The sequence below is a fragment of the Bacteroides rodentium JCM 16496 genome (genome assembly GCF_000614125.1).
In the GTDB taxonomy this organism is placed as follows: Bacteria; Bacteroidota; Bacteroidia; order Bacteroidales; family Bacteroidaceae; genus Bacteroides; species Bacteroides rodentium.
Window position 1 is genome coordinate 1 of record NZ_BAKJ01000022.1, and the last position, 14,188, is coordinate 14,188.

A 14,188-nucleotide genomic window follows, 5' to 3' on the forward strand; every position below is an offset into this window, starting at 1 on the left:
CGCCCTGTGCCGAAAACACGACAAGCGCCTGCCCCGTGGAATCTTTCCTTCTGGAGCAGGCGCTTGCCTGGAGTGCTGCTGCAGTGTGCGCAGACATGTTCTTCCGGTTAAATATGTTTACAATAATGGGGGGGGTAAAATCACCCTTTTCCGCTTCTCTGTGTCATTGTCAATGTGCCGGATGGTCTTCATAAGCCGTCTTTTAGAGTTGATGATAGTTGCCTTAAAGTTGCATTATGTGACAAAGGTACATAATAATTCGGAAGAACAAAGGGATGAGGGTGTGTTTTTTCAGTTAAAGGAGTTAGTCTCTAAGTATATGTTGAAATTTATTTGTGTATCTCCGGCGATGTCTTTACCCCACTCAGAACACCTTCTGAAGGGGCTGCTTCTCCGACACCGGGGAACGAGGGGTTCGGCACCGGGGAACCCCACCTCCGGCACCGGGGAACCCCGCCTTCCCCGGTGTCGGAGAAACCGGAAATCAGCACAAGTCATCGGCTTGTCAACAAAAATCAGAAAGCATCTGCCCGAAGAGTGGCTCGTCGGCTTATTTTGTATGGTAAGAATCTGCGCCGCCACATACAAGGACAGACGAAAGCAGTCGGTCCTGTACGAGCCGCACGGCATACGGTCACCATGTAGCTTGATAGTCGAAATGTATCATCCGGTCGGAAATGTCATACGCTTTTCTGGCAAACTCGGCTTCTGCCGGGGTGGGCTCTTCTCCTACCACCTCCATTTGGGGACTGACGGCGAATGCTTTCTTGCGCGGGTCGAGGATGCTTTGTCCCAGTCCGCTCCAGTAGTAATCGTCCAGTTGGAGCAAGTTCAGCAGGGTGGGGTACATATCTATTTGCCCCATCACTTTGTCGTAGCGCATGCTTACCGGAGAGTTGATGATGATGAACGGGGTGAATGTCTTGTCGGACACGACCCCCTTGCCGCCGGGCGCGTTGCACAATTCTTCGCGGTAAGCGGCCAGCCCTTCGTGGTCGCCGGTGATGACGATAAGGGTCTCGTCGTACTGTGGAAGCGTTTTCAGGTACTCCACGAATTTTCCTATCGCCTTGTCTGTGTAGCGTGCGGTGGTCATATAGTCATTCATCTTCTGCGGGATGGCGGGAGAGAAATGGATTTCTTTCAGTTCCTCGGGCAGCTTGAAGGGGGCATGGCCGGAGTAGGTCACCAGTTGCATGTAGCATTCTCCCCCTTCCTCCATATTTCCCCGTTCTCTATCTTGCGGCTGCATTGTTCCAGGAAAGAACCGTCTCCGGTGCGCTTGTGCGTGCCGAAGGCCTCTGTCAGTTCAAAGTCATGGTAGGCTATGATGGTGTCGGTCCCGAAACTGTAGGCTATGACGCCCTGGTTCCAGGTAGACACCTTGTCGATGGTCAGGAGGTAGTTGCGCGAGTTCTTCTGCCGGTGCATGGCTTTTTGCAGGGTTCCGTAGGTGTGGTGCGGATACAGGCTGCTGTATGTGCCGCTGTTGATGGGCAGCATGCCGGCGCAAAGCATCAGCTGTGCGTCGATGGAGCGTCCCCCTTTCACCTGGGTCAGCATGTGGGGAGCGTATAGGGTGGTGGAGTCTTGCAGCAGCTTGTTGAGGTATGGAGTAATTTCCTGCCCTTCCACTTCCCTTTCCAGCACCCAGCTTTCAAGAGATTCTGCCAGGATGACGATGCAGTTGTTGCGGATTCCGATACGTCCGGCCAGGGGGCGATGTTCGGGCTTCCGGCTCAGCCACTCCTCTATCTCTTGCTTTATCTGCGGGGTGGGTTCCTGTTTCCGGTCAATGAGGTCGTAATACAGGTTTCCGAAGACGGTGTACATGGAAGTGGTGCTTGCGCAGAGGTAGGCTTTCTGGCGGACGGCGTTGTACGCTTCCTTGAATCCTCCTTTAGCCAGGGTGGTGGCGGCAAACAGCAGGATGCCGATTCCCAAAGTTCCTCCGTAATACTTGTATGATATTCTTCCGGCAGTATCTTTTTTGTAATGCCGGTAAAGGAAGATACCGGCAATGGTAGACAGAGGGAAGAAGATGTCGTACCAGCGGAAGGAGTCGAGGACGCTTCCGGTGAAGTCGGCAAGGTTTCCCGAAAGCCCATAGCTGGCAAGCGGTATGGCGGTATAGTAAGTGCGGAAATACATCAGGTTGACAATGAGCAGCACGTCCAGCAGCAACATGGCGGCTATCTCTGTCTTCCAAAGCCGGAAGAACTTGTAGGGGGCAAGCAGGATGAGCGTGGCTATTATCTTGGTCGCATAGAATTCGATGGTAGAGAATGAAGCGAATGTGGTGGGTATGCTCCAGATGAAATCGAACAGCAGGAATTTGAAAAAAATGATAATTCCGAACAAAATCGCTACTTTGTCTGTTACTCTCCGATGATTGTCGGAGCAATGAAAAAGATTTCTTCTCATAAAACAGTTTTTTTTAAGTATAGGGCTGCAAAGGTAGTAAATCGGGAGGACAAAATGCTTCATAAACAGTTACTTTTGAATAAAAGTACATAAAACTCGCATTTTTTTTCCCGTTGATGCAGTATATAAGGAATTCTTGTATTTACTTTGCAGATGTTTGAAGCAAAGAAAGCAGAACCTCTATAAGATTAAGACTTGACTTTATTGTCCTATTGGTAATTTGGGTGACATTTTGTTGTCACTGTGATATTTTAATTATATGAAGAAACATTACTTATTTTTCGTTTCAGTAGCCTATTCCTATCCTATACTTCGCCCGCTTCAAGAGGAAATTTGGCGTAGAGGAGATGACGTTGCATGGTTTATCGAGCCGGATTGCCCCGTTCTGTTGACCCAAGACGAGAGGTGGCTCCGTTCTGTCCGCGAAGTGATGGATTATGAACCTATTGCCGTTTTCGCACCGGGCAATTATATCTATGATTTCTTCCCCGGGGTGAAGGTTTCCCTTTTCCATGGTTATCCCATCAACAAGCGTGGCGATGAGAAGGACGACCACTTTTCCGTTCGCGGCTGGTTCGATGTATATTGCACGCAAGGAGAGTCGAGCACACTGCCCTTCAAGGAACTTGAGAGGAAATACGGTTTCTTCAAGGTGTACGAAACCGGCTGGTGCAAGGCGGACACTTTCGTGAAGGAGCGTGCAAACACCTCCCGCCATACCCGTCCGGTGGTATTGTATTCTTCGACGTTTACCAAGAGCATCACTTCCGCTCCCCATCTGTTAGATGCCATCCGGCGAATGGCGCAAGAGAAGGAGTGGGACTGGATTATTTCGTTTCACCCCAAGTTCTCGGATTCGGAACTCCTTAAGAAATACAAGGCATTGGCCGCTTCCTGCCCCAACGTTACCTTCCACGAGGGCGGGCTTGTGGATGCCCGGTTGCTGAACAGCGCGGATGTGTTGTTGTCCGATGCTTCGTCTGTCATTGTGGAGGCCATGATGCTGGACAAGCCGGTGGTGACCTATTGCAACACCATGCCGGGCAGCCACCTGCTGAATGTGACGGAGGCGGATGCGGTGGAAGGGGCTATAGAAAAGGCCATTTCCCGTCCTGCCGAGCTGATGGAGCAGATTCGCGCCTACGTGCACAAGCATGAAGCGCATCTCGACGGCGAGTCTTCTTCGCGGGTATTGGATGCGGTGAACAATTATATCTGGTACTATCAGGCAGGCTGTATAGCAAGCCGTTGAACCTGTTGCGCAAATTCAAGTTGCGTTGGCGGGTGGGCTATCCGTTGGTATCGTCATTAGGAATATGGTAACTGCTGTGCTTTATGGATGATACCGGTTCATTGCCTTTGATAAGCATTATAGTTCCGGTCTATAATGTGAAGGAATATTTGGAGAAGTGCCTGCAATCCGTTTGCGGGCAGACTTACCGGAACTTGGAAATCATATTGATTGACGACGGCTCTTCCGATGGTTCGGGAGAGCTTTGTGATTTTTTTGCCCAAAGGGACAAGCGGATAAAGGTTATCCACCAGACGAATGCAGGCCAGAGCGCAGCCAGGAATAGAGGTTTGGCGGTGGCTCAGGGTGAATACCTTGGTTTCGTGGATAGCGACGACTGGATTGAGCCGGATATGTACGAATTCTTGTACCGCTTGCTGAAGGAGAATGAAGCGGATATATCCATTTGTTCGCATTATAGGGATAAAGGAAAGAAGAGTGTGGCGAAGTATGCTTCGGGAGAGCAGTTTGTGTTTACTCGTGATGAGGGTATTCGCGCTCTGGCAGTAGACAAACATGTCAGAAACTATATGGTGGATAAATTGTTCAAACGCAGTCTGTTTGCGGGTATTTTCTTTCCTGTCAACCGTGTTTTTGAGGATTTGGCTATTTGCTATCGGGTGTTTTACGGAGCAGAGAAGATTGTGATGCAAGATACTCCTAAATACCATTATATGATACGGGAGGGGAGTACGATGCAGAGTAAGTATAATCCCCAGAAAGAATATAACCTTTTTCAGAGCGTCTACGAACAAGTAAAGTTTATATTGGAAAAAGGTATATGGGATAAAGCTGGAATTTATGTCATGCGTCGTGGGATACGTTTACTGGACCATACAATGATGATAAAAAACTCGATTTCCACCGATGAAATCATTTGTGATGTGATTGTCAAAATGCATGAATTTGACTGTGTTGGCTATAGACAATTGGGCTTTTCCCTTTTTTTAAAACGTTATCTTATTTATAATCATAAAGATTTCTATCGAAAAGTTTATCGATTGATAAGGTCAATCTTTAAATCGAAGCGTCATAAGTATTAAAGTTGATTGAGTATGGCTGAAATAAAGATATCTATTATAGTTCCGGCATATAATGCGGAGAAATATCTGGAACGTTGCCTCGATTCATTAGTAAATCAGGATTTGCCGACCGGGGAATATGAGGTGATCGTAATTAATGATGGTTCGACGGATAGAACTGAAGCTATTTTGCATGAGTATTCCGGTCGTTATTCTAATGTTCATTACGTGACTATAGAAAATAGAGGTGTCAGTGAAGCGCGGAATTATGGTTGTCGGGAGGCCAGAGGAAAATATTTCTTATTTGTTGATGCGGATGATTGGATTCAAAGTAATGTCTTACAATATGTTTATGACTCTCTTGAAAAAGAAGAGTTGGATATCCTGGTAATGGATTTTCAGTATTGGGATGAAAAAGGAAAACTTCCCAAAGAGTTTAACCGAGTGTCTGATGAAAAGGTTTTGTCTGCTCAAGTTTGGTCTGGAACGGATTTTATGCAACAGTTTTTGCCACAAGTGGTCTGGTGCAATGCTTATAGAGCCTCTTTTTGGCAAGAACATAAATTGAAGTTCTTGCCCATTCGTCATGAAGATGAAGAAATTATTCCCAGAATCTTCTTTTATGCAAGGCGTGTAAAATATTCATCTATAATTTTCTATCATTATTATAAGAATTCAGATTCGTTTATGATGAATTATGATGAACACGCTTCTCTTTATATGCTTCAGGCTATGGAGAGCTTGGAAGCATTCAGACAAAAGAATGTGAAAACGGAAAAAATGAATAGTTTTTTTAAAAATTTGATTGCAAGAAGACTATTGACTACTTTTCGTATAGGAATAAGAAAAGGGATACCGGCAAGATTCCAGCATGAGATGATTGTGCAGATGAAAGCAAAGGGACTGGCACCGTTACCTAAAGGAAAGGGAATTATGCATATCTTTTTATATAAGTATGCCCCTTCTTTATTTATTGCATATTATCGTAATAAAGAGAAACGAAAAAGAAAATAACTTTTGGACTGAATGATAGCTTTTTATGATGTAGGGAAAGTGATTTGCATTAGAGTCTGAGTTGAAACTAATTATGAAGCGAATTTTATTTTTTCATGAAGTGTTTCCTTGTGGAGGAGCAGAAAGGGTTACAATTGATATAGCTAATTATCTATCTGGCTATGGTTATGAAAGCTTTGTGGCTTTATGCCATAAAACGTATGATGTAGCTGGTATAGAAGTCATAGAACTTCCTGATAAGGACATTAATTCGTTGGAGAATGCAAATGCTTTTATTGAAATTATAAATTCACTCTTTATTGATGTTTTTGTATTGCCTATACATCTTCTGAAACATCTGGATTACATCATGGACGGTGTTCATTGCAAGCTGGTATTTGCGCCGCATAGTATTCCTTTATGGGAGGCTGTGGCAAAAGTGGCAGATAAAGGAAAACGCGCCGAAGGTTCGTGGTTGAAAATGTTGAAGTGGCGTTTTATAACTTGTCCAAGGGAAAAATGGTTCCCAAAATATGATAAGCCGTTTATTGAACAACATAAAAAATTGTATGGGCGGGCTGATGCATATGTTGTATTGTGTGAAGACTATAAGCATAGACTGATAAAGAAACTCGGTGTACCTTTTGAGAACAATAAATTTCACGTGATACCCAACTCTGAAAGGCAAATTCTTTCGGTCAACCATCATAAGAAGAAACAAATATTATTTGTAGGGCGCTTTACTTATGTTGATAAACGTGTGGATAGGTTGATTGATGTTTGGAAGCGGATTTATAAACAAGTGCCGGATTGGGAGCTGCTTCTGATTGGTGATGGTGTTGAAAGGCAGAATCTTCAGCAGAAAGCTGCTGCCTGCAATTTGCAAAGGATCCGTTTCTTGGGCTATCAGGAAGATGTGTCCGGTTTTTATAGGGATGCATCGGTGCTGTGTCTGACATCTACTTTTGAGGGGTGGGGGCTTTGCTTGACGGAAGCGCAGGCGAATGGAGTAGTGCCCGTGGCTTATGATTGTGGCGCCGGAGTGCGGGAGATAATTTCACCGTCAGGAGTGAATGGATTTCTTGTATCGCCTTTTAATCAATCTAAATATGCGCGAACACTGTTGAAGCTATTGAAGAACCCCGATATGTTGAAGCAAATGCAGCAGAATGTTGTCGTGAAAGCGCAAGAGTACTCTCCGCAGATTGTGGGAAAGAAATGGAAAGAGTTGTTTGAATCTTTGTGACAGACTAAAAGCTTTGATGTATGAATAATGATGCTTTGCCATTGGTTTCTGTTATCATACCTGTTTTTAATACAGAGAAATATATTGAGGATTGCATTTTTAGTGTGATAAATCAGAACTATAGTCGATTGGAAATTATAATAGTGAATGATGGGAGTACTGATGGCAGCCGTTCAATAATCCGGAAATATATGGAAGTTGATAGGCGTATTGTTTGTATAGACAAGAAAAATGAAGGGCTGCCTCTTGCTAGGAAAACCGGAATATTGAAGGCAACCGGGAAATATATTCAGCATCTTGACAGTGATGACACGTTGATTGATGGGGCTATTGAAAAGTTAGTATGTAGGGCAGAAGAAACTGATGCTGATATTGTTGCATCTTCTTTCCTTTTTTGTTATCCGGACAAAGAGCCTATTCTTTCAAAGCCTTATACATTCGGTGAGATTTCAGGAATCAGTTATTTTAGGCAGAAATTGAATTTGCAGGCTTATTGGAGTGTGTGGTCTCATTTTCAAAAGCGTTCATTGTTTCTTAACAACAAGATTGAAACTATCGCCGATATATCGATAGGTGAGGATGCCATCATGATGACACAATTGATTCTGGCGGCTGATAGAATTGTTTCTTTGAATATTCCTACTGTTAATTATTTTAGAAATTCGTCCTCGATGTCTTGTCTGCCGAATGAGGAAAAGTATAAGGACTTCAGGGCTTATCAACGATGGATTGAGAAATATGTGTCGGCTAAAGGCTTGTCGGAACAATTGGGAAAGGAGATTGCCTATATGCATCTTCAGACTACATATACGAGTCTTTATTGGAAACAATACGGGGATGTTGCAGATGACATGAGACGGTTGGTTGCTGATGTGAAGCGATACCCGGATTTGGTTGAAAATCTGTCCAGGCGGGAACGTAAGCTGTTGAAGGCTTACAAGCTTTCAACCTTTTGGGGGAATTTGAGGGTGAAATATTATATCTTAAAAAATAAACTATAGAATGAATATATTGCACAAGATAAAATGTAAAATATATCGTTTTCTTCTGAAAAATGGAATATTGGCTTCTAAGGTGGTACTTTTGATGGATGGTGGGGTCTGTTCACAGATGCATCAGTATTTGTTAGGGCATGTTTTTAGCCGAAAAGGTTATAAGGTGGAGTATGACTTGACCTTCTTTAAGGAGTGGGGGAGCGATATGGATTATCATTTTGTCAGAAACTTTGATTTATTGAAAGCCTTTCCCTACTTATCTGTCGAGGAGGCCTCTAAGGTAGCTGTTGACGTGTATAAGAGGAAATATTACAATTTAGGTAACAATACGTTAAGTCGGGAAAATGACTTTTCATTTCTACAAAAGAAGCCTCCTGTCTATTTGGGGGGATATTATCATGTCCCGGCTGACATTTGGCTTCCTGAATTCCGGTCGCTTTTTAGGGTGATGCCCGAAGTGCTGGATGAACAGAATAGATTGCTGTATTCCAAGATTGGTTCATGTGCTTGTTCCGTGGCAGTTCATGTAAGGCGTGGGGACTTGAAAGTGGAAATTCCGGCTTACGGAAAACCTGCTTCATTGGAGTATTTCAAGTCGGCGGTGACTTATATGCAGGGCAAGGATAAGTCTTCTTTCTTCTATTTCTTTTCGGATGAGCCGGACTGGGTGAGAGATGAACTTATTCCACAACTTCGTTTGACGGAGGGTAGTTGTAAAGTAATTGATGTGAACGGTTCGGATAAAGGATATATGGATTTGTTTTTGATAGCTCGTTGTAGGCATCAGATTACCAGTAAAGGGACTTTGGGCAAATACGGTGCTCTCTTGGGTGATAATCCGGAAAAAACGGTAGTGCTTTGTGATGATAAGGTGGAATATCCGTGGAAGGAACTGTTTCTGAATCCGGTGTTTTTATAAAACCACTTCGTTGTCGTTCCCAATAGAATGAATAAGATGGCGTATATTTGCAAATTATAGAAATTTTAAAATCAGCATGAGACCTAAACTAAGCATTATAACTGTAAACTTTAATAATAACAGTGGTCTAAGCAAAACGTTGGAAAGTGTCAGACACCAGTCTTTTTCCTCTTACGAGCATATTATTATTGATGCCGGTTCCAAGGATGGTAGTCTGGAAACAATCAAGCAGTATGCGGAAGGAAACCCACATGTGACATTCTGGGTGTCAGAACCGGACAAAGGGATATACGACGGAATGAATAAGGGAATAGAACATGCTGGTGGAGAATACTTGCAATTCCTTAATTCCGGTGATTTTTTGGTGGGAGATGTTTTAGGTCAGGTGGATTTTGATGGGACGGAATACATTTATGGCGATGTAAGGGTTGCTGTTTCGGCAAATAAGACGATAGATGTGCAATCTCCTTTTCCTCTCGACCTTGTTTTCATTTTACTGAAAGATACAATTTGTCATCAAGTGTGTTTCATTCATCACTCCCTTTTCAATAATCAACGATACAGAACAGACTATATCTTGGCATCCGATTGGATTCATATTGTAGAGAATATCATCCTGAAAGGATGCAGTTATAAACGTGTGCCGATATGCATTGCCGAATACGATGGAAATGGAATTAGTGCGTCCAGTGGGTCTTTAGGGGTGGACGAACGGATGCGTTGGATAAAGGATAATATACCGGCAGCATTTTATGATAGCTTGCTGGAACTCGATAGAACCCGGATGGAACTTAATGAGTACAAGAATTCTGAGTTAGGTAAAATAATCCCCATAGTGAGCCATACAAGGAGGTTCTCCAAACGTGCCCGGAAACTCGTTCTGTTCTTGTATAGAATAAATTCCATCTTCTCGTCTTCGTCAAAGCGGAATAAGAATCAGATAAAAAAGAAGTAGTGGCATGGATGTTGTGATATGTGTTTCTTCCAAAGACTGCTTGATTGTTAAGAAGACTATTTTTTATATTCACCGGAATATAGAAAGCGATAATATCTATCTTATAACAGACAAGCATAGTTTCGGTTTCTTCTCAAAAAGGTTTCGGAGCAGATATAATGTCAGCCTGATTGATGAGGAAGAAATTGTTGCGGACCGTCGGCAGCTGGAGGGAATAGCTAGGCGGCACTTCACATGCGAGTATAGATTCGGATGGTATTACCAGCAGTTCCTCAAGATGGAATTTGCGCGTAGCCGATACGCCAAAGATTATTATCTGATATGGGATAGTGACACCATACCTCTTAATCGGTTATCCTTTTTTACCTCAAATAAAATGATATTTACTCCGAAAACAGAATATCATGAGCCCTACTTCAGAACGATGCAGGCACTCATCGGCTATGATAAGGCTACGGACTATTCATTTATTGCCGAACACATGCTCGTTTCTGTTCCTATTATGAAGGAGCTGATTCGGAAGATGGAAACTTCCGGTATTCCGGGCGATTCATGGTTTGAGAAGGTTATCAATGCAACTCCTGCGGATGAGCCAAATGGATTTTCTGAATTTGAGACTTATGGAACCTATTGCCGTGCTAATTATCCGGATTGTTTCATCTTGAAGGAACTCCGTACATTCAGAGAAGCAGGAAGCATTTATAGTCGTAGCATCTCTAAAAGAAAGCTCCGGAAATTATCCAGGAAATACGATACTATTTCGTTGGAGAGCTGGAGCACTCCCCATAAGTTCGTTAGAAGATTTTGCAACGATATGGGGGAACATGTGTTCTATCCATTGATGAAACTGATTTCAAAATTACGGTAAAACTGAAGGTGTGAAGCTGAATACTTTGGAGGAGGTTAGTCAGAAATAACCTGAAACCCTTTTCCATTCCCCCGTTTTCTTGTATCTTTGCGACCTCATAATTCACTTAACTACAAGCAATGAAGGAATTTCTGCAGCTGATGCGGCGCTTTGTGTCGCCTTACAAGAAGTATATCGGTTGGGCAATCGTGCTCAATGTACTGTCTGCCATATTCAACGTATTTTCATTCACATTGTTGATTCCTATTCTTAATATCCTCTTCAAAACGGGGGAGAATACCAAAGTGTACGAGTACATGGAGTGGGGGAGCGAAGGCATCAAGGAAGTGGCGGTGAATAATTTCTATTACTACGTCACCCAGATGATTGAGACACACGGACCGCAGATGACATTGCTGTTCATGGGACTCTTCCTTGCTTTCATGACTATGCTGAAGACTTCCTGCTATTTCGGCTCTTCCGCCATTATGATTCCCCTTCGTACGGGAGTGGTACGCGATATCCGCGTGATGGTCTATTCCAAAGTGATGCACTTGCCGCTCGGCTTTTTCTCTGAAGAACGGAAAGGGGACATCATTGCACGTATGAGCGGTGACGTAGGCGAAATTGAGAACTCCATTACCAGCTCACTGGATATGCTGCTCAAGAATCCTATCCTGATTCTGCTTTATTTTTCCACTCTGATTGTAACCAGCTGGCAGCTGACCCTGTTTACTGTCTTGGTATTGCCGGGTATGGGCTGGCTGATGGGAAAAGTCGGCAAGAAACTGAAACGCAAGTCGTTGGAAGCCCAAGGGAAATGGAGTGATACCATGTCTCAACTGGAAGAGACGCTTGGCGGACTGCGTATAATCAAGGCTTTCATAGCCGAAGACAAGATGGTGGACCGCTTTAAGCAATGCAGCGACGAGCTGCGTGATGCCACCAACAAGGTAGCCATCCGTCAGTCGTTGGCACATCCGATGAGCGAATTCCTCGGTACGCTGCTCATTGTATTGGTGCTGTGGTTCGGTGGTTTGCTCATTTTGGGCGAAAGCTCTTCCATCGAGGCATCTACATTCATATTCTATATGGTGATTCTGTACAGCATCATCAATCCGCTGAAGGACTTTGCCAAGGCAGGATACAACATCCCGAAGGGTCTGGCATCCATGGAACGTGTGGACAAAATACTGAAAGCCGAGAACCCCATTAAGGAACCGGTAAACCCGTTGCCGCTGCATGGGATGAATGACCGGATTGAATTTAAGGACCTCTCCTTCAGTTACGACGGCAAGCGCGAAGTGCTGAAGCACGTCAATCTGACGGTGCCCAAGGGGCAGACCATTGCACTTGTCGGCCAGTCCGGCTCCGGCAAATCTACATTGGTGGATTTGCTGCCGCGCTATCACGATGTGCAGTTAGGTGAGATTACAATTGACGGCGTGAATATCAAGAATTTCCGCATCCACGACTTGCGCGCGTTGATAGGGAACGTGAACCAGGAGGCCATTCTGTTCAATGACACCTTCTTCAACAACATTGCCTTCGGTGTGGAAAATGCCACCATGGAGCAGGTGGTCGAAGCGGCAAAGATTGCCAATGCCCACGACTTCATCATGGAGACCGAGCTCGGTTATCAGACCAACATCGGCGACCGTGGCGGCAAGCTTTCCGGCGGACAGCGCCAGCGCATCAGCATTGCCCGTGCCATCTTGAAGAATCCGCCTATCCTGATACTCGATGAGGCCACTTCAGCACTCGATACTGAAAGTGAACGTCTGGTGCAGGAGGCTCTGGAACGGCTGATGAAGACCCGTACCACGATTGCCATCGCCCACCGCCTTTCCACCATCAAGAATGCGGATGAGATTTGTGTACTCTATGAAGGTGAAATAGTGGAACGCGGCAGACACGAGGAGCTTCTCGAGAAGAACGGCTACTATAAGAGACTGAATGATATGCAGTCTCTCTCATAGAAATAAAATTCTGCGTACTTTGCTTCCACCCGCTTGTGCTAGGCTGTTATGACTAAATAGGAAGTTAATTTCCTGCAAACAGCCTATTAATTCTTCTTTCTCTTCTATATTTCTTACGCAGAAGCTATGATGCAGGTGGGTGTTGGCGGCTGCCGGCAGAGTGTTTCACGGCCGTTAGGCGATGATGAATAAAGGGCGTTCTTTTACCTTTTACGCTTTTTTAATATCCGCTTGCTTCCATTCTATCACTAATTATCCTATTTTTGCAAAGAACACATACATAAACATTGCAAATATCATGAAAAAATTATATCCAACGTCTACGACGACAGCTACTATGACTATCAGTCCAAGTACTCTTAATCATGTAATTCAATCGACCCCGATAATACTATAACTGTAAATATTTAATATTCGCCTACCATGAAAATAAAAGTTGGTTTGATAGGGTTCGGCAGAATGGGGCAAATGTATTGGGAGGAAATGCAGAAAAGCGGTCGATGGGAGATCGCATATATCTGCGATACCGATCCGGCCTCCCGAGAATTGGCAAGAAACCTTTCCCCTTCATCCAGAATCATATCCGATGAACAAGAAATCTTTGACGACCAGAGTGTAGAAGCTGTTGGTCTTTTTGCATTGGCAAATTCCAGAAAAGAACAAATAGAGAAAGCTGTCCGGAGCCATAAGCATATCCTGACGGAGAAACCCATTGCCGATACCATTGACAAGGAATGGGAAATTGTGGACCTGATTGAAAAGTATGACCGCATTGCCGCTGTCAACCTTTATCTGCGCAACTCCTGGTATCACCAGGCTATGAAGCAGTTTATCGATGAAGGCGAGATTGGCGAACTGGCCATTTTGCGTATCTGCACATGACTCCGGGACTGGCGCCGGGTGAGGGACACGAATATGAGGCCCCGCCTATCACGACTGCGGCATGCACTACATAGACATTGCCCGCTGGTATGCCGACAGTGAATACAAGACCTGGCATGCGCAAGGTATGCGGATGTGGGACTACAAGGACCCTTGGTGGGTACAGTGCCACGGTACGTTCGAGAACGGCATCGCCTTCGATGTCACACAAGGATTCGTCTACGGACAACTCTCCAGAAACCAGACTCATAATGCATATACGGACATTATCGGTACAAAAGGTATCGTGCGCATGACGCATGATTTCCGGACTGCCGTGGTGGAACTTCACGGCGTGAACCGTACGCTTCGCCTGGAGAAACCGTTTGGCGGGAAGAACCTGGATAAGCTATGCAATATTATGGCCGACTCCATCGAGAGCGGGAAACGCGATCCGAGATTGCCGCAGATGCGCGACTCGGCCATTGCTTCCCAATATGGATGGACCTTCCTGGAGGACGCGCGCCGCCACGACCTGCCCGGCATAGGCGACTTGCAGACGCTGGAGGAAATCAGGGAGCGCCGGAGGCATATGAAAGAAGGTTACGGACTGCTCCGTCCGAAGAAGACGGTAGTCTGATGCCTACTGTAATAGG

Annotated in this window: 10 protein-coding genes and 2 pseudogenes; 11 read left to right on the forward strand and 1 reads right to left on the reverse strand. The window is 44.7% G+C overall.

Features of this window, described 5'->3' with window-relative positions; genetic code table 11:
- Positions 1-333: 333 nt before the first annotated feature.
- On the forward strand, positions 334-645 hold the full coding sequence (locus JCM16496_RS21830; protein ID WP_128809563.1) for a hypothetical protein: 312 nt from the start codon (positions 334-336) through the stop codon (positions 643-645).
- On the opposite strand, the pseudogene JCM16496_RS11140 reads toward JCM16496_RS21830, so the two are convergent.
- Positions 635-2,424: pseudogene (locus tag JCM16496_RS11140) on the reverse strand (LTA synthase family protein). The gene JCM16496_RS21830 and the pseudogene JCM16496_RS11140 sit on opposite strands and share 11 nt — an antisense overlap.
- A 259-nt stretch (positions 2,425-2,683) precedes the next feature.
- On the opposite strand from JCM16496_RS11140, the gene JCM16496_RS11145 reads away from it, so the two are divergent.
- The 10 genes and pseudogenes from JCM16496_RS11145 to JCM16496_RS11190 all read left to right on the forward strand — a co-directional run bounded on the left by JCM16496_RS11145 (position 2,684) and on the right by JCM16496_RS11190 (position 14,172).
- Positions 2,684-3,676 (forward strand): CDP-glycerol glycerophosphotransferase family protein, encoded by a 993-nt coding sequence (locus tag JCM16496_RS11145; RefSeq protein ID WP_244440332.1) that lies wholly within the window; start codon positions 2,684-2,686, stop codon positions 3,674-3,676.
- 83 nt (positions 3,677-3,759) lie between these two features.
- A complete protein-coding gene (locus JCM16496_RS11150) occupies positions 3,760-4,758 on the forward strand; it encodes a glycosyltransferase family 2 protein (protein WP_025834329.1) in 999 nt (332 codons plus the stop codon).
- Positions 4,759-4,770: 12 nt separating this feature from the next.
- Complete coding sequence (locus JCM16496_RS11155; RefSeq protein WP_128809564.1) at positions 4,771-5,751, forward strand: glycosyltransferase; 981 nt, start codon at positions 4,771-4,773, stop codon at positions 5,749-5,751.
- A 73-nt stretch (positions 5,752-5,824) separates the two neighbouring features.
- Positions 5,825-6,976 (forward strand): glycosyltransferase, encoded by a 1,152-nt coding sequence (locus JCM16496_RS11160; protein WP_025834333.1) that lies wholly within the window; start codon positions 5,825-5,827, stop codon positions 6,974-6,976.
- A gap of 20 nt (positions 6,977-6,996) precedes the next feature.
- Positions 6,997-7,977, forward strand: coding sequence for a glycosyltransferase family 2 protein (locus tag JCM16496_RS11165; RefSeq protein ID WP_025834335.1), 981 nt, complete (start codon positions 6,997-6,999; stop codon positions 7,975-7,977).
- Position 7,978: 1 nt separating this feature from the next.
- Entirely contained in the window at positions 7,979-8,890 is a 912-nt protein-coding gene (locus JCM16496_RS11170; protein WP_025834337.1) for an alpha-1,2-fucosyltransferase, read from the forward strand.
- Between the two features lie 76 nt (positions 8,891-8,966).
- The gene (locus JCM16496_RS11175; RefSeq protein WP_025834339.1) at positions 8,967-9,845 is read left to right on the forward strand and encodes a glycosyltransferase family 2 protein; all 879 of its coding nucleotides are present in this window, start codon (positions 8,967-8,969) and stop codon (positions 9,843-9,845) included.
- 4 nt (positions 9,846-9,849) lie between these two features.
- Positions 9,850-10,713 (forward strand): DUF6492 family protein, encoded by an 864-nt coding sequence (locus JCM16496_RS11180; protein WP_025834341.1) that lies wholly within the window; start codon positions 9,850-9,852, stop codon positions 10,711-10,713.
- Positions 10,714-10,832: 119 nt separating this feature from the next.
- Positions 10,833-12,671, forward strand: a complete 1,839-nt coding sequence (locus tag JCM16496_RS11185) for an ABC transporter ATP-binding protein (RefSeq protein ID WP_025834343.1) — start codon at positions 10,833-10,835, stop codon at positions 12,669-12,671.
- Positions 12,672-13,094: 423 nt separating this feature from the next.
- Positions 13,095-14,172, forward strand: a pseudogene (locus JCM16496_RS11190) (disaccharide 3-dehydrogenase).
- Positions 14,173-14,188: the final 16 nt, after the last annotated feature.

What these genes read in the sequence shown, in the direction of transcription:
- JCM16496_RS11145 (WP_244440332.1), top strand. Translation starts at nt 2,684, where the DNA reads ATGAAGAAACATTACTTATTTTTCGTTTCAGTAGCCTATTCCTATCCT.
- JCM16496_RS11150 (WP_025834329.1), top strand. Translation starts at nt 3,760, where the DNA reads ATGGATGATACCGGTTCATTGCCTTTGATAAGCATTATAGTTCCGGTC.
- JCM16496_RS11155 (WP_128809564.1), top strand. Translation starts at nt 4,771, where the DNA reads ATGGCTGAAATAAAGATATCTATTATAGTTCCGGCATATAATGCGGAG.
- JCM16496_RS11160 (WP_025834333.1), top strand. Translation starts at nt 5,825, where the DNA reads ATGAAGCGAATTTTATTTTTTCATGAAGTGTTTCCTTGTGGAGGAGCA.
- JCM16496_RS11165 (WP_025834335.1), top strand. Translation starts at nt 6,997, where the DNA reads ATGAATAATGATGCTTTGCCATTGGTTTCTGTTATCATACCTGTTTTT.
- JCM16496_RS11170 (WP_025834337.1), top strand. Translation starts at nt 7,979, where the DNA reads ATGAATATATTGCACAAGATAAAATGTAAAATATATCGTTTTCTTCTG.
- JCM16496_RS11175 (WP_025834339.1), top strand. Translation starts at nt 8,967, where the DNA reads ATGAGACCTAAACTAAGCATTATAACTGTAAACTTTAATAATAACAGT.
- JCM16496_RS11180 (WP_025834341.1), top strand. Translation starts at nt 9,850, where the DNA reads ATGGATGTTGTGATATGTGTTTCTTCCAAAGACTGCTTGATTGTTAAG.
- JCM16496_RS11185 (WP_025834343.1), top strand. Translation starts at nt 10,833, where the DNA reads ATGAAGGAATTTCTGCAGCTGATGCGGCGCTTTGTGTCGCCTTACAAG.